The sequence below is a fragment of the Paucibacter sp. M5-1 genome (assembly GCF_027498415.2).
GTDB lineage: Bacteria > Pseudomonadota > Gammaproteobacteria > Burkholderiales > Burkholderiaceae_C > Roseateles_E.
Genome location: NZ_JAPZLM020000001.1, coordinates 4,717,845 through 4,740,207, shown reverse-complemented (window position 1 = coordinate 4,740,207; position 22,363 = coordinate 4,717,845). Strand labels below are relative to the sequence as shown.

General features: G+C 64.0%; 20 protein-coding genes. 2 read left to right on the top strand and 18 right to left on the bottom strand.

Annotated features, from left to right (window positions below; all coding sequences use genetic code 11):
- Positions 1-44: 44 nt before the first annotated feature.
- The 9 genes from O5M90_RS22560 to O5M90_RS22520 all read right to left on the bottom strand — a co-directional run bounded on the left by O5M90_RS22560 (position 45) and on the right by O5M90_RS22520 (position 10,157).
- Positions 45-1,172, bottom strand: coding sequence for a deoxyguanosinetriphosphate triphosphohydrolase (locus O5M90_RS22560; RefSeq protein ID WP_269837991.1), 1,128 nt, complete (start codon positions 1,170-1,172; stop codon positions 45-47).
- An 18-nt stretch (positions 1,173-1,190) separates the two neighbouring features.
- A complete protein-coding gene (gene aroB, locus O5M90_RS22555) occupies positions 1,191-2,294 on the bottom strand; it encodes a 3-dehydroquinate synthase (protein ID WP_269837992.1) in 1,104 nt (367 codons plus the stop codon).
- Positions 2,295-2,331: 37 nt separating this feature from the next.
- Entirely contained in the window at positions 2,332-2,871 is a 540-nt protein-coding gene (locus O5M90_RS22550; protein ID WP_171018145.1) for a shikimate kinase, read from the bottom strand.
- A 41-nt stretch (positions 2,872-2,912) separates the two neighbouring features.
- Positions 2,913-4,964, bottom strand: a complete 2,052-nt coding sequence (locus tag O5M90_RS22545; protein WP_269837994.1) for an Ig-like domain-containing protein — start codon at positions 4,962-4,964, stop codon at positions 2,913-2,915.
- Between the two features lie 73 nt (positions 4,965-5,037).
- A complete protein-coding gene (pilQ, locus tag O5M90_RS22540) occupies positions 5,038-7,233 on the bottom strand; it encodes a type IV pilus secretin PilQ (protein ID WP_440402350.1) in 2,196 nt (731 codons plus the stop codon).
- The gene (locus tag O5M90_RS22535; RefSeq protein WP_262971300.1) at positions 7,230-7,769 is read right to left on the bottom strand and encodes a pilus assembly protein PilP; all 540 of its coding nucleotides are present in this window, start codon (positions 7,767-7,769) and stop codon (positions 7,230-7,232) included. The genes pilQ and O5M90_RS22535 overlap by 4 nt, the downstream gene beginning before the upstream one ends.
- Positions 7,769-8,461 (bottom strand): type 4a pilus biogenesis protein PilO, encoded by a 693-nt coding sequence (locus O5M90_RS22530; protein WP_262971301.1) that lies wholly within the window; start codon positions 8,459-8,461, stop codon positions 7,769-7,771. Before O5M90_RS22530 ends, O5M90_RS22535 begins: the two co-directional genes overlap by 1 nt.
- Before the next feature lie 8 nt (positions 8,462-8,469).
- Positions 8,470-9,081: a PilN domain-containing protein gene (locus O5M90_RS22525; RefSeq protein ID WP_269837995.1), complete on the bottom strand. Its 612-nt coding sequence runs from the start codon at positions 9,079-9,081 to the stop codon at positions 8,470-8,472.
- Positions 9,078-10,157: a pilus assembly protein PilM gene (locus tag O5M90_RS22520; protein WP_137941496.1), complete on the bottom strand. Its 1,080-nt coding sequence runs from the start codon at positions 10,155-10,157 to the stop codon at positions 9,078-9,080. Before O5M90_RS22520 ends, O5M90_RS22525 begins: the two co-directional genes overlap by 4 nt.
- 274 nt (positions 10,158-10,431) lie before the next feature.
- Here O5M90_RS22520 and O5M90_RS22515 point away from each other — a divergent pair, with 274 nt between their 5' ends.
- Entirely contained in the window at positions 10,432-12,834 is a 2,403-nt protein-coding gene (locus O5M90_RS22515) for a penicillin-binding protein 1A (protein WP_269837996.1), read from the top strand.
- Here the strand turns inward: O5M90_RS22515 and cyaY are convergent.
- Positions 12,824-13,174, bottom strand: a complete 351-nt coding sequence (gene cyaY, locus O5M90_RS22510; RefSeq protein WP_137941494.1) for an iron donor protein CyaY — start codon at positions 13,172-13,174, stop codon at positions 12,824-12,826. The two genes, O5M90_RS22515 and cyaY, sit on opposite strands and share 11 nt — an antisense overlap.
- An 18-nt stretch (positions 13,175-13,192) precedes the next feature.
- On the opposite strand from cyaY, the gene lptM reads away from it, so the two are divergent.
- Positions 13,193-13,318, top strand: coding sequence for an LPS translocon maturation chaperone LptM (gene lptM / locus O5M90_RS22505; protein ID WP_137941493.1), 126 nt, complete (start codon positions 13,193-13,195; stop codon positions 13,316-13,318).
- Positions 13,319-13,372: 54 nt separating this feature from the next.
- Here the strand turns inward: lptM and O5M90_RS22500 are convergent, their stop codons facing one another.
- The 8 genes from O5M90_RS22500 to O5M90_RS22465 form a co-directional block, all read right to left on the bottom strand.
- Complete coding sequence (locus O5M90_RS22500; RefSeq protein WP_137941492.1) at positions 13,373-14,368, bottom strand: ABC transporter ATP-binding protein; 996 nt, start codon at positions 14,366-14,368, stop codon at positions 13,373-13,375.
- Positions 14,365-15,348 carry an ABC transporter ATP-binding protein gene (locus O5M90_RS22495; RefSeq protein ID WP_269837997.1) on the bottom strand — a complete coding sequence of 328 codons (984 nt, stop codon included), beginning with the start codon at positions 15,346-15,348 and terminating at the stop codon, positions 14,365-14,367. The genes O5M90_RS22500 and O5M90_RS22495 overlap by 4 nt, the downstream gene beginning before the upstream one ends.
- A gap of 9 nt (positions 15,349-15,357) precedes the next feature.
- Entirely contained in the window at positions 15,358-16,299 is a 942-nt protein-coding gene (locus tag O5M90_RS22490) for an ABC transporter permease (RefSeq protein ID WP_269837998.1), read from the bottom strand.
- On the bottom strand, positions 16,296-17,513 hold the full coding sequence (locus tag O5M90_RS22485) for a M20 aminoacylase family protein (RefSeq protein WP_269837999.1): 1,218 nt from the start codon (positions 17,511-17,513) through the stop codon (positions 16,296-16,298). The genes O5M90_RS22490 and O5M90_RS22485 overlap by 4 nt, the downstream gene beginning before the upstream one ends.
- Entirely contained in the window at positions 17,513-18,496 is a 984-nt protein-coding gene (locus O5M90_RS22480) for an ABC transporter permease (protein ID WP_137941488.1), read from the bottom strand. The genes O5M90_RS22485 and O5M90_RS22480 overlap by 1 nt, the downstream gene beginning before the upstream one ends.
- A gap of 241 nt (positions 18,497-18,737) precedes the next feature.
- Positions 18,738-19,427, bottom strand: a complete 690-nt coding sequence (locus O5M90_RS22475; protein WP_269838000.1) for a DUF3047 domain-containing protein — start codon at positions 19,425-19,427, stop codon at positions 18,738-18,740.
- 181 nt (positions 19,428-19,608) lie between these two features.
- Positions 19,609-21,009, bottom strand: a complete 1,401-nt coding sequence (locus tag O5M90_RS22470; RefSeq protein ID WP_262971307.1) for a porin — start codon at positions 21,007-21,009, stop codon at positions 19,609-19,611.
- Positions 21,010-21,214: 205 nt separating this feature from the next.
- On the bottom strand, positions 21,215-22,213 hold the full coding sequence (locus tag O5M90_RS22465) for a porin (RefSeq protein WP_269838001.1): 999 nt from the start codon (positions 22,211-22,213) through the stop codon (positions 21,215-21,217).
- Between the last annotated feature and the right edge of the window lie 150 nt (positions 22,214-22,363).

Below are 22,363 nucleotides of genomic sequence, written 5' to 3'. Positions count from 1 at the left end.
GGATCGGGCTTTAATTGAACCTGACCCCATTATGAAGGGGAAGATCAGAACAGCTGCTTGCCGGTCAGGCGCTGGTGCTCGCGCAGTGCAAAGCGGTCGGTCATCCCGGCGATGTAGTCGGCGCAGGCGCGGTGCGCATCCTCGGTCTGCGTGTACTCGGCGGGCAGCTGGCGGCTGTCGTTGATGTAGATCTCGAACAGCTCTCGCAGCACCTGTTCGGCGCGCAGCCGCGTGTCCTGCACCTGCGGGTGGCGGTAGAGCTTGGCAAAGAGAAAGCGCTTGAGCTCGGTGCTGGCGGCGCGCATCTCGGGGCTGAAGCACAGCAGCGGCGCCTGCGCGCGGACGGCGTCGACGTCGGCTGGCGCCACCGCATCCAAGGCGGCCTGACTGGCCTTGATGATGTCGTAGACCTGCTCCGACAGCATGCGGCGTATGGTTTCGAACAGCAGCCGTTTTCCCTTGAGATGCGGAAACTCGGCCAACGCCTGGCGCAGATAGCGCTGCACCAGCGAGACCTCTTCGAGTTGCTCCAGCTCGATCAGCCCGGAGCGCACCCCGTCATCGATGTCGTGGGCGTTGTAGGCCACCTCGTCGGCCAGATTGCAGAGCTGAGCTTCGAGGCCGGGCTGCTGGCCGCAGAGAAAGCGCGCCGCCACCCCACCCGGCTCGGCCGCCTCCAGCAACTGCGCATTGCGCTTGCTGCAGTGCTTCAGAATGCCCTCGCGGGTCTCGAAGCTCAGGTTGAGCCCGTCGAAGGCCGGGTAGCGCTGCTCCAGCTGGTCGACCACGCGCAAGCTCTGCAGATTGTGTTCAAAACCGCCATGCGAGCGCATGCACTCGTCCAGCACGTCCTGGCCCGCATGGCCGAAAGGCGTGTGGCCCAGATCGTGGGCCAGCGCGATCGCCTCGACCAGATCCTCATCCAGCCGCAAGGTGCGGGCGATCGAGCGGCCCAGTTGCGCCACCTCCAGCGAATGCGTCAGCCGGGTGCGGAACAGATCGCCCTCGTGGTTCAGGAAGACCTGGGTCTTGTAGACCAGGCGCCGGAACGCGGTGCTGTGCACGATGCGGTCTCGGTCGCGCTGGTACTCGCTGCGCGTCGGGGCCGGCGGCTCGGCGAAACGCCGGCCACGGCTGCTCAGAGGATCACAGGCGTAGCGGGCGAGCGGCATCGTGGCGGGATTGATTGTTCAGTCGGCGGCGTTGGCTTCAAGCACCTCGGCCACCAGCGCATCCGGTGCCCCGCGCATGCCGGCCTTGCCCAGCCCCTCGATCAGCACAAAGCGGATCTCGCCACCCTCGCTTTTTTTGTCCACCCGCATCAGTTCGAGATAGCGATCGACACCCAGGCGCGGCGCCCGCACCGGCAGGCCGGCCGCCGCGATGAGGCGGCACATGCGGGTCAGAAACTCCGGCGGCATCAGGCCCAATCGCACCGACAGATCGCTGGCCAGCACCATGCCGCAGCCGACGCCCTCGCCATGCAGCCATTCGCCGTAGCCCAGGCCGGTCTCGATCGCATGACCAAAGGTGTGGCCGAAGTTCAGGATGGCGCGCAGGCCCTGCTCGCGTTCGTCCTGGCCGACGACCCAGGCCTTGATCTCGCAGCTGCGCTTGACCGCATAAGCCAGCGCCGCCTTGTCGCGCGCCAGCAGCGCGCCCAGATTGGCCTCGATCCAGTCGAGGAAGTCGGCGTCGGCAATAGGCCCGTATTTGATGACTTCCGCCAGCCCCGCAGCCAGCTCCCGCGGCGGCAGCGTGTCCAGCGTGTCCAAGTCCGCAATCACCCGGGCGGGCTGGTAGAAGGCGCCGAGCATGTTCTTGCCCAGTGGATGGTTGATCGCGGTTTTGCCGCCGACCGAGGAATCGACCTGGGCCAGCAAGGTGGTGGGCACCTGCACAAAAGGCACACCGCGCATATAGATGGCGGCCGCAAAGCCGGTCATATCGCCGACCACGCCGCCGCCCAGCGCGAACAACACGGTCTTGCGATCCGAGGCGCTACTCAACAGGTGGTCGACGATCTGATTCATCGTCGCCCAGTCCTTGTACTGCTCGCCGTCCGGCAGGACCACCTCATCGACCCTTGCGTAGTGGGCCTGCAGCCGGCTGCGCAGGCGCTCCAGATAGAGCGGCGCCACCGTCTCGTTGCTGACGATCAGGGCCGCCGCCGCGCGCGGCAGGCCTTGCCAGGTAGCGGGATCATCCAGCAGCTGCGGGCCGATCAGGATGTCGTAGCTGCGCTCGGCCAGCGCGATGGAAACCGTTGAGGGGGAACAGCGATCACTACTCATGGGCAGTGAGTGTACGGGTGCATCGCAGCGCCGTTGTTCAGCAACGCTCCGCGCCCACCGTCGCCGCCACCCGAGCCGGATCCACCAGCCCGGCCAGTTCCAGCTGCATCAGTATCATATTGACCAAGGCATGCACCGACGGCCGCCCCGTCTCCAGCACGAAATGCGCCGTGCGTCGGTACAGCGGATCACGCTGGGCATAGAGCTCGCGCAGCTTTTTCAACGGGTCCTTGACCTGCAGCAGCGGGCGCTGCGTGTCGTGGCGCAGGCGGCGAAAGAGTTCTTCGGGGGAGGAGCGGAGGTAAACCACCGTTGCCCGTCGATGCAAGACCTCTCGATTGGCCTCGCGCAGCACCGCCCCCCCGCCGGTGGCCAGCACCATGTCTTGCGGGCTGCACAGCAAGTCCGCAATCACCTCGGACTCGACATCCCTGAACTTCTCTTCGCCTTGCTGGTCGAAGAAACTGCGGATGCTCTGACCCAGGCGAGTCTCGATCTCTGCATCGGAGTCCACACAAGCCACGCCCAATTGCCGCGCCAGTTGGCGGCCGACGGTGGACTTGCCACCGCCGGGCATGCCGACAAGAGCGACTACAAAAGGCAAGACAGTTCGCCCATTCAGTTCGGGCTGGCGCAGTTGCCGGTCGTGCCATAAGGACTGACCACGAAAGGCGGGGCACCGTCTTGCGTCAGGATGTCGGCGGGCACGATCAGCAGCCGCGCCGTGCCCTTGAGCGTCCCCACCGTGTCGCCTTCCGCGGCCAACCGGCCGGTCCAGGCGGGCGGGCTCACGACACCGGAGGCACTGACCCGGATCGAGAACTCAACCCAAGAGCCAAAGCTCTGCGCATACTCGATTCGCAAAGTCGCCATGCCAGCGGCATTGGTCCTCGTCGAGCCGACAAAGCTGATCGACACATCCGACTTGCGCGGATCAAGCTGACCGCTGCCGTTGACGTCTTCGCCAGTCTCTATCGTGCCATTCCGATAGCCGACACCGACCGCATTGTCTTCGTTGATACAGGTGGCAAGCTCGGTCTTGATCCAGTTGGAGCCGACGCGGCTCCAGAAACCCTTTCGATAGGTCGGCAGATCCAGCACAGCCGCCAGCTGGGCATCGGGCCGCGGGTTACCGGCCGAATCAACAACCAGCACGGTGAAGTCATGCGCGTACGTGTTCTGGTTGACGATCACCAGATTGTTGGAACCGATGGAGACCGATACCGCCTCCTCGACCACAGTCAGCGATACCGTACGCAATCTCTCCACCGGGCAAGCGGCTATCTGCTCGACCGAATCCGTCTTGCCGAAGCATGCGTAGATCTTCAGTTGCTCGGTCGGGCTGGAGCGGCGACCAGCAATAAAACTGGAAACTGCCACGCCATTGGCATCGGCCACGATCACCTTGTCCTTGCCCGAACTGATGTCCCCATCGGTGCCCGAGACATTGGCACCAAAGCCAAGCCGCACACGAACATTCGGCACAGGCTCGTTCTTGTCACTACGGAACAGCAGGCGCAACTCCGAACGGTTGGCAGTGCTGCCGACCTGGTTGACATTGACCACCACCGGTGAGGCTGTGAACGTGGCCGAGGCAATCGCTGTTCCCGCCGGCACATCGGAGACGCTGGCATCAATCTGCACCGTGCTCTCCAGGCGAACACCACCGGGCGCTTCTGCCCTGATCACCGTCGGCCCAGTTCCGGCAGCGGTATAGGAGTAGAGATACTTGCCGAGCGCATCGGTTTTGCCTGCGCCACTCGAGGCGCCAGGGCCCGACACAGTGATGTCGACACCCGCCATCGGGTTCGATCCCGAATCCGTCAAGGTGTATTCCACCTGACCTGGAGAACCGGTCGTCAGGGTTGCCGGCAGCAGGGTCGCCGTCAGCCGGGAACCGGTAACGATAAAGCTGGCTTCGCGGGACAGGGCACCAATATTGGCCGTGACCTTGATCGTGCGGTTGGTACGGTCGGCGCCAATCCGCACCGAGGCTTTGGCCTGGCCGTTGACATCGGTCGTTGCATTACCCACAACGATAACCGCGCCCTTGTCGTCAGCCACAAACCTTACGGGCAGACCTGACACTGCGTTTCGTGCAGAGTCGACGGCCGTCACAGTCACCTCCACCGGGTCTGTCCCAGTATTCGTGACATTGGTACGGCTCAGCACTATCGACATGTCATTGGCTTCGGGAACGACCACGACCGCGTCGACGACATTCAAAGTCACGCTCTTTTCAATCGTACCGCTAACTGCTTTCAACGTGATGCTGCGATTGCCTTTACCGCCTCCAAGATCAACCTGGGCCGTAAGCTGTCCGGTCGTCGCGTCGGTTGTGGCTGGGGCGCCTTTCATGAAGGCCGTGTTTGAAGGATCGACCACCTGCAGGCTCACGGGTACGCCGCCCGTTGCGTTGCGAGAGGCATCCAGCGAGGTCACCGTCAGTGTCGCCTGCTGACTACCATCGTTGGCGACCGTGTCAGGAGTCAGTTGCAAAGCGAGATCTGCGACCTTCGACGCTGCGGGAGGAGCAGTCCCATCACCACCGCCCACTACTGGGTCTCCGGAAGCACCACCACCACCACCACATGCGCCCAGCAGCGCCGTCAGACCGAGCACCACGGCATAGCGCCACACGCTCGTCTTCGGTAATTTGAAACTCATCATTCGATCACTCCTTATGCACCGCGCTCTGCTCCGAGAGCACGGTCTTCTCCCTATGTATGTCTGTGCGGATGGCTCAACGCACGGTCACCCGATCATTCACAACCTTGGGCGTCAAGAAAATCAGCAGTTCCGTCTTGCTCGATGTCCGCGACTTGTTGCGGAACAGATGCCCCAGCACCGGCACATCACCCAGCAGCGGCACTTGAGAAATGTCCTCGCGCTCATCCAACGTAAAGATGCCGCCGATCACCACGGTGCCGCCGTTCTCGACCAGCACCTGCGTCTGCACATGCTTGGTGTTGATCGCATAGCCCTGTGGCGTCAAGGTGCCGCGGCTGTCCTTGTTAACGTCCACATTGAGGATCACATTGCCCTCGGGCGTGATCTGCGGTGTCACTTCCAGCTTCAGATTGGCCTTGCGGAACTGGATCGAGGTGGCGCCACTGGCGGTGGCCACCTGGTAAGGCAGTTCTTCACCTTGCTCGATCAGCGCCCGCACTTGGTCAGCCGTCACGACACGAGGGCTCGAGACGATCTTGCCCTTGCCATCGGCTTCCAGCGCTGACAACTCCAGATTCAGGAAGCGGTTGGCCGAGGCGCTGAACAGTGACAGTGCAAAGGTCGCCGCAGTGGCGCCGCCGAAGCTGTCCGACGAGACATTGGCCGGCAGGTTGACGAAGTTGCTGTTGGCGTAGTTCTGCGCCACGCCCTGGTTGGTCTGCGCGCCGACGGCCAGCGAGTTGCCGCCTATGGTCACATAGTTGCTGCCGCCGACGTTATAGCCCGGGATGCCGCCCTGCAGGCCACGCAAGTCCTGCGAGCCCAGCTTGACGCCCAGCGAGCGACCGAACTTGTCGTCGGCCTCGACGATGCGAGCCTCGATCAAGACCTGACGCACCGGGACGTCGATCTTGGCGATCATCGCCAGGATCTCCTCCAGCTTGGACGGAATGTCTGAGACGAAGAGCTGGTTGGTGCGGGTCTCGTAGATCACGCTGCCGCGCGGCGACAGGATGCGGGTGTTGTTGCTGCCACCGCCGCCGCCACCGCCGCCCTGACCGGCCGTCTGGCCGCTCAGCCCCTTGGCCACTTCCTCGGCCTTGGTGTAGTTCAGTTGGATGGCCTGCGTGCGGGTCGGCTCCAGCTGCGCGATCTGGGCCTTGGTTTCCAGATCCAGCTTCTCTTTGGCCGCCAACTCATCCTTGGGCGCAATCCACAAGACATTGCCGGACTTGCGCAGCCCCAGGCCCTTGGCCTGCATGATGATGTCCAGCGCCTGATCCCAGGGCACATCCTTCAGGCGCAGGGTCACATTGCCGGTCACGGTGTCGCTGGTCACCACATTGAAGTTGGTGAAGTCGGCGATCACCTGCAGCAGGGCCCGCACTTCGATGTTCTGGAAGTTCAGCGACAACTTGTCGCCCGCATAGCCAGGGCCGGTCGTCAGCTTGTTGGGGTCGACCTTGACCGGCCGCACCTCCAGCACGAACTGGTTGTCGCTCTGGTAGGCACTGTGTTCCCAGTTGCCCTTGGGCTCGACCAGCATGCGCACCCGGTCGCCATTCTGGGTCGTCGAGATGGTTTGCACCGGGCTGCCGAAATCGGCAACATCGAGCTTGCGACGCAGCCGGTCAGGCAGATTCGCGCGCAGGAACTCGACCACCAGATTCTGACCCTGCTGCTGGATGTCCACACCGACCTGATTGCTCGGAAGGTTGACGATCACACGGCCGGTGCCATCGGCGCTGCGGCGGAAGTCGATGTCCTGCAGGGTCTGCGGCGAGCTGTTGAGGCTTTGCGCAAAATGCACCGGCTCGGCGCTGCCGCTCGGCGCGGCCACGATCCCGGGTGCGCTGTCCAGCACGATTACCAGCGCGCTGTCCTGGATCTCGGCGCGGTAGCCGGAGGGCTGGCGCAGATTCAGCACCAACCGGGTCCGGTCACCGGCCTGGGCCACATTGGCCGAACGCAGATTGCCCTGATTGATCTCGACCAGATTGCGCCCCATCGCATTGCTGATGCCCGGCAGATCGATCGCGATGCGCGGTGGCGTCTGCACCGTGAAGCCCTTGGGCACTTCGGTCAGCGGCTGGGTGAGTTCGATACGCACCACCTCCACGCCCGCTTGCTGCACGCTGTTGATCGAGCGTATCGCGTTCTGGGCCCAGGCCTGCGCCGGCACAAGAACACATGCGCCGAAGGCCAAAGCCAGAGGTCCCGCTATATGGCGCCAGAGGCTCATCCTGATGGTCTCCTGAAAATTCTTCATCGTCCCGTCTCCTGCAGCTGGAGGGTACTGGTGCGTTCAATCCATTCGCCCGCAGCGTCTTGGACGACTTCTCGCAAGGTAATCTCGGTTTCGCTGATCTGCATCACCCGGCCGAAGTTCTGCCCCAGATAGTCGCCGCCCTTGACCTGGTGCAGCAGGTTGTCGACCCGCAGCAAGGCATAGCGACGGCTCTGCCGGGTCAGGCTGCCGACCATGGACATGCTGTCCAGCGGATAAGCCTCCAACGGTTCGCGCCGGCGGTTCATCTCGGCGGCCAGCAGGGAGCTGGGCTGGGCCGCCTCCTGCTTGAGGGCCACACTGAGTTTTTGCGTGCTGAAGGGATCGACGCCGGCCTGCGCCTCATAGGGTTGCGGCAGGAATTTCTTCGGCGGCACCAGCGGCGTGATGGTGGCGCGGGCGGACTTGCGCTCCTGCTCCATCCATTGTTGCAACTCGTCCAGATCGGCCGCGCAGCCGCCCAACAGGGCCAGGCTCAGCATTGCCAGAGCGCGCCACTGGCGCTTGCCGCAGTGCATCACTTTTGGGCTCCCGCAGCCTTCTTGCTGGCCGCTGCTTTCTTCTGTTCGGCCACTTCGCCGGCATCCAGATACCGGTAGGTGCGCGCGGTGGCCTCCATGCTCAGCGCCCCACCCAGATCCTTGCCAGTCGGGGCGACCACGCTGAGGTTGTGCAGGGTGACGATGCGCGACAGATTGGACACGTCAGCGGCAAACGAACCCACGTCGTGGTAGCGGCCAGACACGCGCAAGGCAATCGGCAACTCGGCGTAATAGTCCTTGACCAGGATCTGACCGGGGCGGAACAGCTCGAACTGCAGCCCACGTCCCAGGCCGGCCTGGTTGATATCGGACAGCAAGGCATCCATCTCGGCCTTGCCGGGCAACTGCTTCTCGAGCTGGGTCACATACTCCTCGACCTGGCTTTTCTGCTTACGCAACTCCGGCAGATTGACGGCCTGGGCCAGCTTGCTGCTGTACTCCTGCTTCAGATTGGGTTCTTTTTCGCGCTCGGCATCGAGTGCGGCCTGCACATCGGCCAGCACCAGAAACCAACCTAGCGCAATCACAGCCAGAACCACGACGAAGAAAGCCGCCAGCTTAGGCAGCAAAGGCCATTGACCGGGCTCGTTTGGATTGAGGCCACGGAACTGCTCGGCCACGCCCTCGAACCAGGCATTGATATCGACGGAAGGTCGCTTGGTCACCATGACTCTGCTCAGCTCCTGTTGGGCGCCACCGCGCTGGCCGCTCCTGCCGCCGCCTCGGCCGACGGCGTCTTGATGCTCACGCGCAGCGAAAACTCGAACAGGCGCTTCTGATCACGGGTATTGGCACTCAGATTCGCCAACTTGATCTCAACGAGTTCCGGCTTGTCCAGCCATTCCGAGCCCCGCGACGCATTGCGCAGAAACTCCGACACTCGCTCATTGGTCTGGGCAATGCCGTTCACGGTCACCACCTTGTCGGTCTGCCGGATGCTAGTCAGGTATATCCCCTCGGGCGTATGGCGGGCGAGCTCATTGAGCAGATGCACCGGCGTATTGCGGTCGGTCTGCAAATCCTCGACAGCGCGCTGGCGCGATTTCAAGGCCTCGATCTCGGCACGCAGATTGGCGATGTCCTTGATCTGCGCCTCCAGCAAACTGATCTGCGAGCCCAGATACTGGTTGCGTGATTGCTGCTCGTCGGTCAGATGCAGCAACAAGGCCCAGGTCGCGGCCACCAGACCGGTACCCAGCAAGGCCGAGAAACCAACGCCGACAAAGAAGGCATTCTTGCGACGCTTGCGCTTCTCTTCCCGGTAAGGCAGCAGGTTGATCAGAATCACTGGAAGAACCTCCGCATCGCCAAACCGCAGGCCGTCAGATAGGCGGGAGCCTCGCGGCGCAGCTTGGGCTCGCGTACCGCCGATCCCAAGCCCATGTTCTCAAACGGATTCACCACCATGCAGGCAAAACCCGTCAGCTCGGTGACGCGTTCCTTGAGCCCGGCCAGCGTCGCGGTGCCGCCTGCCAGCATCACATAGTGGACCTTGTGGTGCGGCGTGCTGGTGAAGAAATACTGCAGCGCGCGGCCGATTTCCTGCGACAGGCTGTCGACAAAAGGATTCAGCACCACCGTCTCGAAATCCTCGGGCAACTCGTTGGAGAGTTTCTTCTGCTCGGCCTCCTCGAAGGAAAAGCCATACTGGCGAGAAATCAGCTGCGTCAGCTGGGAGCCACCAAAAGCCTGGTCGCGGTCATACAGCATCTCGTCATCGCGCAGCACCTTCAGGCTGGTCGTGTCGGCACCGATCTCGAACAAAGCCACCAGCGCATCTTTGCCGGCATTGGGCAGATTGGTAATCAGCCGCCCCATCGCCATGCGCGAGGCATGCGATTCGATATCCAGAATCACCGGCCGCAAACCCGCCGCCTCGGCCAGGCCCTGTCTATCTTGCACCCGGTCCTTGCGCGAGGCCGCGATCAAGACCTCGACATCCCCGACCGAGGTCGGGCTGGGCCCGATCACGCAGAAATCCAGACTCACTTCATCGAGCGAGAATGGAATGTATTGATTGGCCTCGGCCTCGACCTGGATTTCAAGCTCTTCGTCGCGCAGGCCGGCGGGCAGCATGATTTTCTTGGTGATGACCGCCGACTGCGGCATCGCCAGCACGGCATCACGGGTGCGGGTGCCGCTGCGAGCCACGACACGGCGGACGGCGTCGGCCACCTCGTCGAATTTCTCGATCTGGCCGTCGGTGATCCAGCCCTTCTCGAAAGATTCGGTGGCAAATCGCTCCAGCACCATTTCGCCGCTGGCGTTCTGACCCAGCTCTACCAGCTTGACACTGGATGAACTGATATCCAGGCCAATCATGGGCGGATGCTTGCGACCCAGCAGTACGTCAAGTAATCCCATGACGCTTATTCCCCCAATTTGAGCCCCAACACGCTTTAGGAGCGCGGCACTATTAATAAGTTACTTGAATGCTAGCAGCAAAGCCTATGACAGCCCATGGTTTTGCCGCCACAGCCCGTAACACCACGTTGCGAAACATACACGCCTCTTGCACCCCCAAAAGCCTCGAATAAGACCCTGTTTCCGGCCGGTGGTGTCTGGATGTGACGACAGGGCAGACGCGGCTAGCCGGGCAAGCCTCTTCCTATAATCGGCCGACGCCATCCGGAGGCCCATGAGCGACGCCAAGAACAAGACCACGCGGGGTCAGTCACCCGAGTCCGCACCCCTAACACCCAGTCACCCAGTCCTGCTCTTCGCCGGCCGCAGCCTCGCCTGGCTGGCTGGCCTGCTGCTGGCCGGCTGCGCCGGCGTGCTGCTGCTGCTGGCCCTGGGACTGGCCATGGCCTATCCCAATCTGCCCGACATCAGCGGCCTGACCGACTACCGTCCCAAGCTGCCGCTGCGCGTGCTGTCGGCCGAGGGCGCGCTGCTGGGCGAGTTCGGCGAGGAGCGGCGCAACTATCTGCCGGTGGGCCAGATCCCCAAGGTGATGCAGGACGCGGTGTTGGCGATCGAGGACGCACGCTTCTATCAGCACGGCGGCGTCGACTACCTGGGCGTGCTGCGAGCCGGTCTGGCCAATGTCAGCGAGTCGCGCAGCCAGGGCGCCTCGACGATCACGATGCAGCTGGCGCGCAACTTCTATCTGTCCACCGAGAAGACGCTGACACGCAAGATCTACGAGATCCTGCTGGCGCTGAAGATCGAGAGCGCCCTGCCCAAGGACAAGATCCTGGAGATCTATATGAACCAGATCTTCCTCGGCCATCGCGCCTACGGCTTCGCAGCCGCCAGCGAGGTCTACTTCGGCAAGCCCTTGAAGGACATCACGATCGCCGAGGCGGCCATGCTGGCCGGCCTGCCCAAGGCGCCCTCGGCCTACAACCCGATAAGCAATCCGCGCCGCGCCACCTTGCGCCAGCAATACATCATCGACCGCATGCTGGACAACGGCTTCATCAACGAGGAGCAGCACCACGCGGCCAAGGCCGAGCGCCTGCGCTACCGGCCACAGATGAGCGAGAGCACCACCCACGCCGAGTATGTCGCCGAGGCGGCCCGCCAGCTGATCTTCAGCCAGTACGGCGACGAGGCCTACAGCCGCGGCCTGAACGTGCACCTGACCGTTCGCGCCGACGAGCAGAACGCTGCCTATCGGGCCCTGCGCCGCGGCATCATGGACTACGAGCGCCGCCAGGTCTATCGCGGCCCGGAGGACTATGTCGACCTGCCAGCCGACCCCAAGGACCTGGACACCCGCATTGCCGAGGCGCTGGCCGACCACCCGGCCAACGACGAATTGCTGCCCGCCGTGGTGCTGGAAGCCGGTCCGAAGAAAGTCGTCGCAGCCCTGCAAAGCGGTGACCCGATCACCGTCGTCGGCGAAGGCCTGAAGCCTGCCACCTCGGGTCTGGCCGAGCAAGGCAATCCCAAGACCCGCATCCGCCGCGGCGCCATCATCCGGGTGCTGAAGACCGTCAAGACCGGCAAGGACGGGGCCAAGGAGGAATGGACCATCACCCAGCTGCCCGAGGTCGAGGGGGCTTTCATCGCGATGGATCCACGCAGCGGCAATGTGCGCGCGATGGTCGGTGGCTTCGACTACGCCAAGAACAAGTTCAACCACGCGACCCAGGCCTGGCGCCAGCCCGGCTCCAGCTTCAAGCCCTTCATCTATTCGGCCGCGCTCGAAAAAGGTTTGACGCCCAGCACCGTGGTCAATGACGCACCGCTGTTCTTCAGCGCCGCCAATACCGGCAGCCAGCCCTGGGAGCCGAAGAATTACGACGGCACCTTCGAAGGTCCGATGCCCTTGCGCCGGGCGCTGGCGCGGTCCAAGAACATGGTGTCGATCCGTGTGCTGCAGTCGGTCGGCGTGCACGAGGCCCAGGCCTGGCTGACCCGCTTCGGCTTCGAGGCCGACAAGCATCCCGCCTATCTGACGATGGCGCTGGGCGCCGGCTCGGTGACGCCGATGCAGATGGCGCAGGCCTATGGCGTGTTCGCCAATGGCGGCCATCTGCTGACGCCGCGTCTGATTGCGAAACTGACCGATAGCCAGGGGCGCGTGCTTTATGAGGCGCCAACGCCCAAGGCCGAGGATAGCCCGCAGGTGATCGAGCCGCGCAATGCCTTCCTGATGAACAGTCTGCTGCAGGAGGTGACGCGCAGCGGCACCGCCGCCAAGGCTCAGGCCCAGCTCAAGCGCCCTGATCTCTATGGCAAGACCGGCACCACCAATGACTCGATGGACGCCTGGTTCGCCGGCTACCAGCGCGAGGTCGTAGCCGTGGTCTGGATAGGCTACGACCAGCCACGCAAGCTGGGCAGCCGCGAAACCGGCGGCGGCCTGTCACTGCCGGTCTGGATCGAGTACATGCAGTACGCGTTGCGCAATGTCCCGGTGTCCGAGTACAGCGCCCCCGAAGGGGTCGTCAATCTGAACGGCGAGTGGTACTACGACGAGTTCACCGGCGGCAATGCGGTACGTGAACTCAGCAGCGACGAGGGCCACCTGCCTCAGTCGGCCAGCGAGGACGAGAAGAAAAGCATTCTCGATCTGTTCAAGCGCTGAAGCTCAGCGCCTGGCCGGCCTGGGCGCTGGCCAGGCGTGACAGCAGGGCATGGAACTCCTGGCCCTCGCGCTCCAGCCAGCGGCCGTCGACATAGCGGAAGTGATAGCCGCCGGCGCGCGCCGCCAGCCACAGCTCCTGCAGCGGCGGCTGGGTGTTCAGCACGATCTTGCTGCCGTTCGGGAAGCTCAGCTCCAGCAAACCACCGGTGCGGTGGCTGTCGATATCGATCACGTCCTGCTCCAGCCAGGCATCGACGGTGGCCTCGACGCCGTCCAGTACGGCCCGAGTCTTGGCGTGGTAGTCGGCATCGTCAAGCGGAGTGGCAACAGGGGCGGTCATGACCGATAAACTCGCGGAATGAAAAAGACAAACGCAAGTGTAGGCCTGCTGCTGATCACCCTGCTGCTGACGGCCTGTGGGCAAAAAGGCCCGCTAACCCTGCCCGCCCCCAAACAGGCGGCATCCGCCCCCGCAAGCCCTTAGCTTGTTGGGGACAGAGCTACTCGCTTCGCTCGAGCGGTCTGTCCCGCAAGGCCATTAGATTCGGCCTTCCTCCACCGCGTGGCAGGCCACCTTGATGCCCTGAAAGTCCTGTAACGGCGGGCGCTCGGCCTTGCAGCGCTCGTTCGCATGCGGGCAGCGCGGATGGAAGCTGCAGCCGCTGGGCGGGCTCAGCGGGTTTGGCACCTCGCCCTGCACCGGCGTGCGGGCGCGCCCGCTCATATGGATGTCGGGAATCGCATCCAGCAGCATGCGGGTGTAGGGATGGCGCGGGCGGCCGAACAGATCGGCCTTGTCGGCCACCTCGACCAGGCGGCCCAGATACATCACGCCGACCTGGTCCGAGACATGGCGCACCACCGCGAGGTTGTGCGAGATGAACAGATAGGTCAGGCCGCGCTCGCGCTGCAAGTCCTTCATGATGTTCAGCACTTGGGCCTGCACCGAGACATCCAGCGCCGAGGTCGGCTCATCGCAGACCAGGAACTCGGGCTGGGTGGCCAGCGCGCGGGCGATCGAGATGCGCTGACGCTGACCGCCGGAGAACTGGTGCGGGAACTTCTCGCGGTCGCTGGGCGTCAGGCCCACCGACTGCAGCAACTCGCCGACGCGCGCCTTCAACTCCTCGGCCTCGCTGATCAGGCCGTGCTCGCGCAGCGGCTCGCCGATGATGTCCTGCACCTTCCAGCGCGGATTCAGCGAGGCATAGGGATCCTGGAAAATCATCTGCATGCGCCGGCGCAGGGCCTGGGCACCGGAGCCTGCCAGGGTCTGGGCGGTATCGATGCCGTCCACGCTGACCTTGCCGCGGGTCGGCTTGTAGAGACCCACCAGCAAGCGTGCCACCGTGCTCTTGCCGCAGCCGGACTCACCGACCAGGGCCAGGGTCTTGCCCTTCTGGATGCTGAAGCTGACACCGTCAACGGCATGCACGAATTGCCTGGGCTTGCGTTCAACGACGCGGTTCAACCAGGGCTGCGAGACATCGAAGATCTTGGCGAGGTCCTGGACTTCAACCAGCGGGCGGCTCATACAACGGTTTCCTTCTCGGCAGCATGCAGCCAGCACGAGGCGCGGGTCGCGCCTGTGGCCAGCAGTTCGGGGCGCTCGGTACGGCAACGGCCGAAGACTTTGGGGCAGCGCGGGTTGTAGGCGCAGCCATTGGGGATGGAGTTCAGGCGCGGCATCGAGCCGTCGATCTGCAGCAGGCGCTCGCGGTCCTCGTCCATCGCCGGGATCGAGCCCATCAGGCCGGCCGTGTAGGGATGCGCCGGCTTGTGGATCACATCGTGGACCGGGCCGATCTCGGCGACCCGACCCGCATACATCACCGCGACGCGGTCGCAGGTCTCGGCAATCACGCCCATATCGTGCGTCACCAGCATCACGGCCGCGCCCTGCTCCTTGCAGATGCGCTTGAGCAGCGAAATGATCTGCGCCTGGATCGAGACATCGAGCGCCGTGGTCGGCTCGTCGGCCACGATCAGCTTGGGCTCGGCCGCCAGGGCCAGCGCGATCACGACGCGCTGGCGCATGCCGCCGGAGAACTGGTGCGGGTACTGGTCGATGCGCTGCGCGGCGGCCGGGATCCCGGTCTGCTCCAGCAGCTCGATCGCCCGCTTGCGCGCCTGGCTTTCGCTGAGGTTCAGATGGGTGGTGATGGTCTCGGTCAGCTGCTGGCCGACCGTGTAAAGCGGGTTCAGCGAGGTCAGCGGATCCTGGAAGATCGCGCCGATCTGGCGGCCGCGGATCTTGCGCATCTCGTCATAGGGCAGGTTGTCGATGCGCCGGCCCTCCAGCAGGATCTCGCCGGAGGCGATGCGCCCCGGAGGATCGAGCAGGCCGATGATGGAGGCGCCGGTCAGCGATTTGCCGGCGCCGGACTCGCCGACCACGCCGAGAATCTCGCCGGGCGCGATGTCGAAATTGATGTCGTCCAGCGCCAGCAAGGTGCCGCGCCGGGTCGGGAACTCGACCCGCAGATGGCGGACTTCAAGAAGAGGTGCGGTCATAGGAAACTCTTAGCGCAGGCGGGGATTGAGGGCGTCGCGCAGCCAATCGCCGAGCAGGTTCACGGACAGGGCGATCAGCACCAGCATCACGCCGGGCCAGATCGTGATCCACCATTCACCGGAGAACAGGAAGTCGTTGCCGACCCGGATCAAGGTACCCAGCGACGGACTGGTCGGCGGCACGCCGACGCCCAGAAAGGACAGGGTCGCCTCGGTGATGATGGCGGCGGCAACCTGGATCGTCGCCAGCACCAGCACCGGCCCCAGCACATTCGGCAGCACATGCTTGCGCATGATGCGCAGCGAGCTGACGCCGATCACGCGGGCCGCCTGCACATACTCCTTGTTGCGTTCCACCATGGTCGAGCCGCGCACCGTGCGGGCGTACTGCACCCAGCCGGTCAGCGCGATCGCGAAGATCAGCACACCAAAAGCCAACGCATCGTGCGCATTCGGGAACATGGCCCGGCCGACGCCGTCGATCAGCAGCGCCACCAGGATGGACGGGAAGGACAGCATCACATCGCAGACCCGCATGATGAAGGCATCGACCTTGCCGCCGACAAAGCCGGCCAGCAGACCCAGGCCGACGCCGATGATCATCGACAGCACGACCGAGGCGAGGCCGACGAACAGCGAGATGCGCGCGCCGTACATCAGGGCCGACAGCAGGTCACGGCCCTGGTCGTCGGTACCCAGCAGGTATTTGGTGCTGCCACCCTCCATCCAGGCCGGCGGCAGGCGCGCATCCATCAGCTCCAGCGAAGCCAGATCGAAAGGGTTGTGCGGCGCGACGAACTCGGCGAACAGCGCGCAGAACACGCAGATGAAGGCGATGATGGCCGCGACGATGGCCGTCGGCGAAGCACGGAAGGAATGCCAGACATCGCCATCAAAAAAGCGCTGCAAGGCATTCGGTGCCGCAGCAACAGGGGAACTAGGGGAACTCATGGCGTGGATACTCCGGACTCGCTCGGTGATAGGGGCAGGCCCTGCTCGACAAGGCCGGCGAAAAGCGCCGCACCCAGAGGCAGAACCTCGTCATTGAAGTCGTAACGGGGGTTGTGCAGGCCGCAGTTCTCGCCCTCGGTGCGCGCCTGGCCCAGGCGCAGATAGGCGCCCGGCTTGACCTGCAGCATGAAGGAGAAGTCCTCCGAGCCCATGCTGGGAGGCAGCTCGCGGTTCAGGCGGGCCGCGCCGACCAGCCGCTCGGCGACATCGGCCGCGAAATCGGCCTCAGCGGCCGAGTTGATGGTGGCCGGGTACAGGCGTTGATAGCTGACGCTGGCACTGCCACCGAAGCCCTGGGCCAGCGACTGCACCAGCTCGGCCAGACGCTGCTCGATCAGCAGCTGCACCTCGGGCCGGAAGCTGCGCACCGTGCCGGTCAGCCGGGCCTCGCGCGGGATCACGCTGAAGGCGCCCGGCTCGCCGGCACGCAGCGAGCACAGACTGACCACGGCCTGGTCCAGCGGCGCCACATTGCGCGACACCAGGCTTTGCACGGCCGTGATCACATGGCCGGCCATCAGCACCGGATCGACCGCCAGATGCGGATGCGCCCCATGACCACCGCGCCCGGTCAGCACGATCTCGACCTGATCGGCCGCCGCCATCATCGCGCCGCGATTGATGCCAATATGGCCGGCCGGCATCTGCGGCCAGTTGTGCATCGCATAGACCGACTCGACCGGGAAGCGCTCGAACAGGCCGTCATTGATCATCTCGCGCGCGCCGGCGTAGCCCTCCTCGCCGGGCTGGAAGATCAGCACCGCCGTGCCGGCAAAAGCCCGTGTCTGTGCGAGGTAGCGGGCCGCCCCGATCAGCATGGTCGTGTGGCCATCATGGCCGCAGGCATGCATCAAGCCCGGGCTGGCCGAGCGCCAGGCAAAGTCGTTGTCTTCCTGCAGCGGCAGCGCATCCATATCGGCGCGCAGCCCCAGCAAGCGGCCACCCGCCCCGCCCTGCCCATGGATCAGCGCGACCACGCCAGTGCGCCCGATGCCGGTATGGATCTCGTCGACCCCGCACACACGCAAGGCCTCGACCACGCGGGCCGCCGTGCGGGTCTCCTGGAAACCCAGCTCAGGCATGGCATGCAACTCGCGCCGCAGCGCGGTCAACTCGCCATGCAGCGCGCTGAGTCGCTGATAGGCACCGCTCATCAATGGCCTCCGGCCTTGCCTTCGATGCGTAGGCGCGGATCGACCGCGAAATAAAGCATGTCGACCAGCAGATTGATGGTGACGAAGATGAAGGAGATCAGGCACAGATAGGCGGCCATCACCGGGATGTCGGCGAACTGCACCGCCTGGATGAAGAGCAGGCCCATGCCGGGCCACTGGAACACCGTCTCGGTGATGATGGCGAAAGCGATCAGCGAGCCGAGCTGCAGGCCGGTGATCGTGATCACCGGCACCAGGGTGTTCTTCAGCGCATGGCCGAAGTAGACCGCGTTATTGCTGAGGCCACGGGCACGGGCAAACTTGATGTAGTCGGTGCGCAGCACCTCCAGCATCTCAGAACGCACCAGGCGCATGATCAGGGTCAGCTGGAACACCGACAGCGTGATCGCCGGCAACAGCAGATGCTTGAGCCCGTCGACAGTCAGCAGCCCAGTGGTCCAGCTGCCCAGTGCGACCACATCACCACGGCCGAAGCTGGGCAGCCATTTGAGCGTCACGGCAAAGATCAGGATCAGCAGGATGCCGATCAGAAAGGTCGGCAGCGACACGCCCAGCAGCGACAGCGTCATCAGCATCTGCGAGAGAAAGCGGCCGCGCCGCAGCGCGGCATAGACCCCCAACGGAATCCCCACGCCCAGCGCGATCACACCGGCCGCCATCGACAGCTCCAGCGTGGCCGGGAAGCGCTCGGCAATCAGAGTCGAGACCTTGCGGCCCTGGCGCAGGCTCAGGCCGAACTCGCCCTGCACCGCGTTGCCGATGAATTTGGCGAACTGGACCGGAAAGGGGTCATCCAGGCCCAGGTCCTTGCGCAGTTGCTCGCGCTGCTCAGGGGTCGCGTCCTGGCCCAGCAGATTGGTCACCGGATCGCCGACGTACTGGAACAGCATGAAGGCAATGAAGGCCACCGTCAGCATCACGGCGATGGCCTGGGCAAGGCGTCTCAGAATAAAAACTAGCATGTCTTGTTCGGCGCTTTGTCAGCAGAGAGTGAGGGGTGCATCGGGGCCATTGCTGAGCGCATGGTACGCATGAATCAGGCCAAGCCTTGGCATTGCTTCTTCGAAGCAATGCACCCGCCTGTCACGGCAAGCGATGAGCGAGGCACCAAGTCGGGGCGACGTCATCTGGGCGCCATCATGGAGAAGTCTGCCCGGCGCTACAAACGGGAAAGCCCTGATGGGCCAGCGACGAAAGTAAGTGTCAGAACAGCAGGCTGCCCGGCAGGCTGCGCTGCTCGCCATCGCGGAACACCAGCGGCCCGTAGCAGGCTTCGGCCCGGCCGCGGGTGTTGTCAGCATCGGTCATGAAGGCCGCGCCGATCAAGGGGCCGGGCAACTCGCCAAAAGCAAGGCGGTAGTCGGCGGCGATATCGCGCTTGAAGCGCTGCCAGCGCGGCTTGGCACTGGGACCGGAGCCGACGACGATCTTGCGCACCCGGTCGCTACGCCGGCTGATCACCACGGTCTCGGGCGTAGCCTGGGCATCCCAGACATACATCAGCGTCGCGAAGGGCGGCGCCTCGCCGCTGAGGGTGTGGGCCAGCTCGAACATCATGCGGTTGCGCGCCGACAAGCGACTCGCGTCGCCATCGAAAGCCAGCACCAGGCGCGCCGACGCGTCGTCGGTCTCGGGGTCGGTCACCGTGGCACCACCCGGCTGGCCGGCAATCCACCAGTCGAACTCCAGCGGACCCAGCTGCTGAGGGTCCAGCTGCAAGCGGCGCCGCCACAGGCTGGCGGACTGATCGGCCTGCGCGTGAACACAGGCCCTGCCCTCACGCCGGGCCAGGCTGTAGCGGGTGGCCCGCTTGCCCGGCAGCTCGCGCGCCGACCAGCCCTCCAGCACCGGCTCCTGCGGCTGCCGCTCGGGCGTCTGGGCACAGCCCAACATCAGCAGAACGGGGACAAGCAGCAGGCAGGGTCTGAATCGGTACGGCATGGCAAGAAACTAGAGCAAGGCCGTCATCATCGCTCGGTGAAAAGTCACGGCAGATGAGCGTGCATAAAAAAGGCCGCTTCGCAGCGGCCTTGTGTTGACGGCACCACGGTGCCATCACGCCTTGAACATCCACTCAGAAGCGGTGCCGGATGCCCATCGCCACATTGTTGGAGTCCACGCCCGGCGCGCTGGTGAAGCCACCCAGGAAACCGGCCTGGCCGGGTGCGGCCTGGCCCATGCCCTTGTTGTCGAAATGCGTCAGCACGAAATTCAGATCGGTGCGCTTGGACAGCGCGTAGCTGTAGGCCACACCGTAAGAGTCCGTGTCGGCATTGATACGCGTCTTGTCATCCAGGCGGTTGAACGCGGTGTAGAAGGTGTGCTGCCCCATGGTCATGCGATAGCCAATGCTGAAAGCTGCAGCATCCTGCACAAAGGCCGACTTGTAGTTATTCACCAGCCCATCGACATTGATCTGACTGGCCAACAGGGTACCCACACCGGGTGCTGCGGCATTGAGCTGGGCCGCCAGGCCCGGCCGGACCTGACCCACCAGCGCAGTGCGCAAGCCATTCAGCAGCGCGGACAGGCCAGAAGGATTGGGGTCGGAAATGTCGTTGTACAAGAAGCTCACGGTGCCGGGACCGACCTTGGCCGACGCACCCAGCGTGATGGAGCGCAGCGAGCGCTGGCCCAGCTCGTTTTCTTTGGAGTTCATGCCAACGCCGACACCGTAGGCATCGGTCTTGTACTGAACCATCGCGCCATAAAAGCGCCCTTGAGAGGTCGAACCCTCGCCGGCCGCCACCATCACGCTGGCCGACAAGCCGCCCTGCTGAATGCGGTACTGCAGCGCATTCGACTGCCGGATATCGATCACGGCAGGGACGGCAGCCACCTGACCGGCCGCCAGGCTGGACTGCGTGGCCATCGTGTCGAAGGCCGCATTCAACTCATAAGCCGGGGTGTACTGACGCCCGGCCAGCACCGCGCCAACGGGGGTGACCAGGCCGACATAGGCCTGGCGATCCCAGAATCGCGCGTTGCCGATATTGACGCCAAACGAGGCCGCCGCAAGACTCCCACCCAAGGTGCTGGTCACGGTTTGCAGAGCCGAATTCAAACCGGCAGTCGCGCCGCCGATCAACTGCGCAGCCAAGGCCGGCGGGATGGTGCCAGGCAGAGTGAAGGTCGTCGGGGTAAAGATCGCCGACTGTTTGCCCCAGCGGTCCGGCAGGAAGGTGGTGCCCGAGACAGGCGTGTTGCTATTGGTGCCGGTGTCCAGCTCCAGGCGATTCTCCAGCACGAACAGCGCACGATAGCCGCCACCGATATCCTCGTTGCCACGGAAGCCCAGGCGCGAACCGTCCATGATGCCGCTCACCACCTGCTTGCGGGCACCTCCGGCGATCCCAGAGGTGTAGCTGACACCGCCATCCAGAATGCCGTACACCGTCACCGAGGACTGTGCCCAGGCGGCGCTGACGCTACCGGCCAACAAGCCCAGAACCAGGAAGGTCTTTTTCTTGCTCATCAATGTCTCCTGCTTGAAAAATTCTTGTGCTCGTATTCTGAGCCGCAGGCGTTCAGACAGACATCGTTTTGTGGCGACCTACCCACAGGCGATAACCCTGTCGCTTGTGCGACAGGCGTATTTAACGAGAGTGAAGCAGGCATGAAAAAACCGCCCCGAGGGGCGGTTTCGCTGAGACCACAAGCTCGCTTGCGCGAGCGCGGAATCAGAAGGTGTGACGCACGCCGACTTCAACGCCGCCGTTGTCGGAGCCAGAACCGATGGTCCAAGCAGAGGGACCAGCAACCCTGATGCTGGAACCAGGCTTGTTATCCACGCGGGACACCGTGCCATACAGCGCAGTGCGCTTGGACAGGTCGTGGATATAACCCACTGCGAGCTGCGAAACGTTGGTGGCCTTGATGTAAGACGCACGAACCGTACCGCTACCCAGCGGGGCGCTGGCGCCGATCAGGCCGATCTTCTGCTTTGTCGCGCCGAACTTGTTCTGAGTGTAGAAACCCATCAGCTTGACCATGCCCAGATCGTACGAGCCGGAGAAGGTCGTGCGCTTGTAATCGGCGTTCGAAGTGTCCGGATCGGCGTTCGAGAACGCGGCGCTGACGTTCAGCGGGCCGGCGGCGTAGCCCAGGCGCAGGCCCAGGTACTTGTTGTTGGCGCCGGCACCGGTCGCACCTTCGCCGGCAGCCACTTCAGCCGAGCCGTAGAAACCGCCCAGGTTCGAAGGCAGGTAATAAGCGACGATGTTGTCAGCACGAGTGCTGCTTGTCATGCCGCTGCCCAGGGGCAGGTAGAACTTGCTCGAATCGCCCACACCATTGGTGCCGAACGGATCGAAGTCGGCGTAGGCCGTGAACTGGTTGGTCAGGAAGCGGCCCAGACGCAGTTCACCGAAGTCACCCATCAGGCTGACCGAGGTGCGGCGATGCCAGAAACGCGACGCATTGGTCGTGCCGTCATCGGGATTGATCGCGGCTTCCAGCCAGAAACCGGCCTTCAGGCCACCGCCCAGATCTTCGACGCCACGCACGCCCCAACGGCTGCTGTAGATGCCGTCGGTGCCCAGGGTCTTGAAGGTCTTGCCGCCGCCCTTGTTGTAGCGCGCATTCAGGTCAACGCCGCCGAACAGCGTGACGGACGACTGTGCCGACGCAGCACCGACCATAGAGCCGAGCACGGCCAACGCAATCAGGGATTTCTTCATTCGTTTCTCCTAGGTTGAATAAGAGGCCCCGATCCGGGAAGCCCTCTTGCGGGGCTGATCAGGCCAACCTCCTCAGCGGAAGTTGCCGTATTGCACCAGAGCAAACCCTGAATGACCAGCCGACCGAGAGGAAAAACCAAGGCTTCGTTG

Bases quoted from the DNA above. Each gene is read 5' to 3' on its own strand.
- O5M90_RS22560 (WP_269837991.1), bottom strand. From the start codon at position 1,172: ATGCCGCTCGCCCGCTACGCCTGTGATCCTCTGAGCAGCCGTGGCCGG.
- aroB (WP_269837992.1), bottom strand. From the start codon at position 2,294: ATGAGTAGTGATCGCTGTTCCCCCTCAACGGTTTCCATCGCGCTGGCC.
- O5M90_RS22550 (WP_171018145.1), bottom strand. From the start codon at position 2,871: ATGCCCGGCGGTGGCAAGTCCACCGTCGGCCGCCAACTGGCGCGGCAA.
- O5M90_RS22545 (WP_269837994.1), bottom strand. From the start codon at position 4,964: ATGATGAGTTTCAAATTACCGAAGACGAGCGTGTGGCGCTATGCCGTG.
- pilQ (WP_440402350.1), bottom strand. From the start codon at position 7,233: ATGAAGAATTTTCAGGAGACCATCAGGATGAGCCTCTGGCGCCATATA.
- O5M90_RS22535 (WP_262971300.1), bottom strand. From the start codon at position 7,769: ATGCACTGCGGCAAGCGCCAGTGGCGCGCTCTGGCAATGCTGAGCCTG.
- O5M90_RS22530 (WP_262971301.1), bottom strand. From the start codon at position 8,461: ATGGTGACCAAGCGACCTTCCGTCGATATCAATGCCTGGTTCGAGGGC.
- O5M90_RS22520 (WP_137941496.1), bottom strand. From the start codon at position 10,157: ATGGGATTACTTGACGTACTGCTGGGTCGCAAGCATCCGCCCATGATT.
- O5M90_RS22515 (WP_269837996.1), top strand. From the start codon at position 10,432: ATGAGCGACGCCAAGAACAAGACCACGCGGGGTCAGTCACCCGAGTCC.
- cyaY (WP_137941494.1), bottom strand. From the start codon at position 13,174: ATGACCGCCCCTGTTGCCACTCCGCTTGACGATGCCGACTACCACGCC.
- lptM (WP_137941493.1), top strand. From the start codon at position 13,193: ATGAAAAAGACAAACGCAAGTGTAGGCCTGCTGCTGATCACCCTGCTG.
- O5M90_RS22500 (WP_137941492.1), bottom strand. From the start codon at position 14,368: ATGAGCCGCCCGCTGGTTGAAGTCCAGGACCTCGCCAAGATCTTCGAT.
- O5M90_RS22495 (WP_269837997.1), bottom strand. From the start codon at position 15,348: ATGACCGCACCTCTTCTTGAAGTCCGCCATCTGCGGGTCGAGTTCCCG.
- O5M90_RS22490 (WP_269837998.1), bottom strand. From the start codon at position 16,299: ATGAGTTCCCCTAGTTCCCCTGTTGCTGCGGCACCGAATGCCTTGCAG.
- O5M90_RS22485 (WP_269837999.1), bottom strand. From the start codon at position 17,513: ATGAGCGGTGCCTATCAGCGACTCAGCGCGCTGCATGGCGAGTTGACC.
- O5M90_RS22480 (WP_137941488.1), bottom strand. From the start codon at position 18,496: ATGCTAGTTTTTATTCTGAGACGCCTTGCCCAGGCCATCGCCGTGATG.
- O5M90_RS22475 (WP_269838000.1), bottom strand. From the start codon at position 19,427: ATGTTGGGCTGTGCCCAGACGCCCGAGCGGCAGCCGCAGGAGCCGGTG.
- O5M90_RS22470 (WP_262971307.1), bottom strand. From the start codon at position 21,009: ATGAGCAAGAAAAAGACCTTCCTGGTTCTGGGCTTGTTGGCCGGTAGC.
- O5M90_RS22465 (WP_269838001.1), bottom strand. From the start codon at position 22,213: ATGAAGAAATCCCTGATTGCGTTGGCCGTGCTCGGCTCTATGGTCGGT.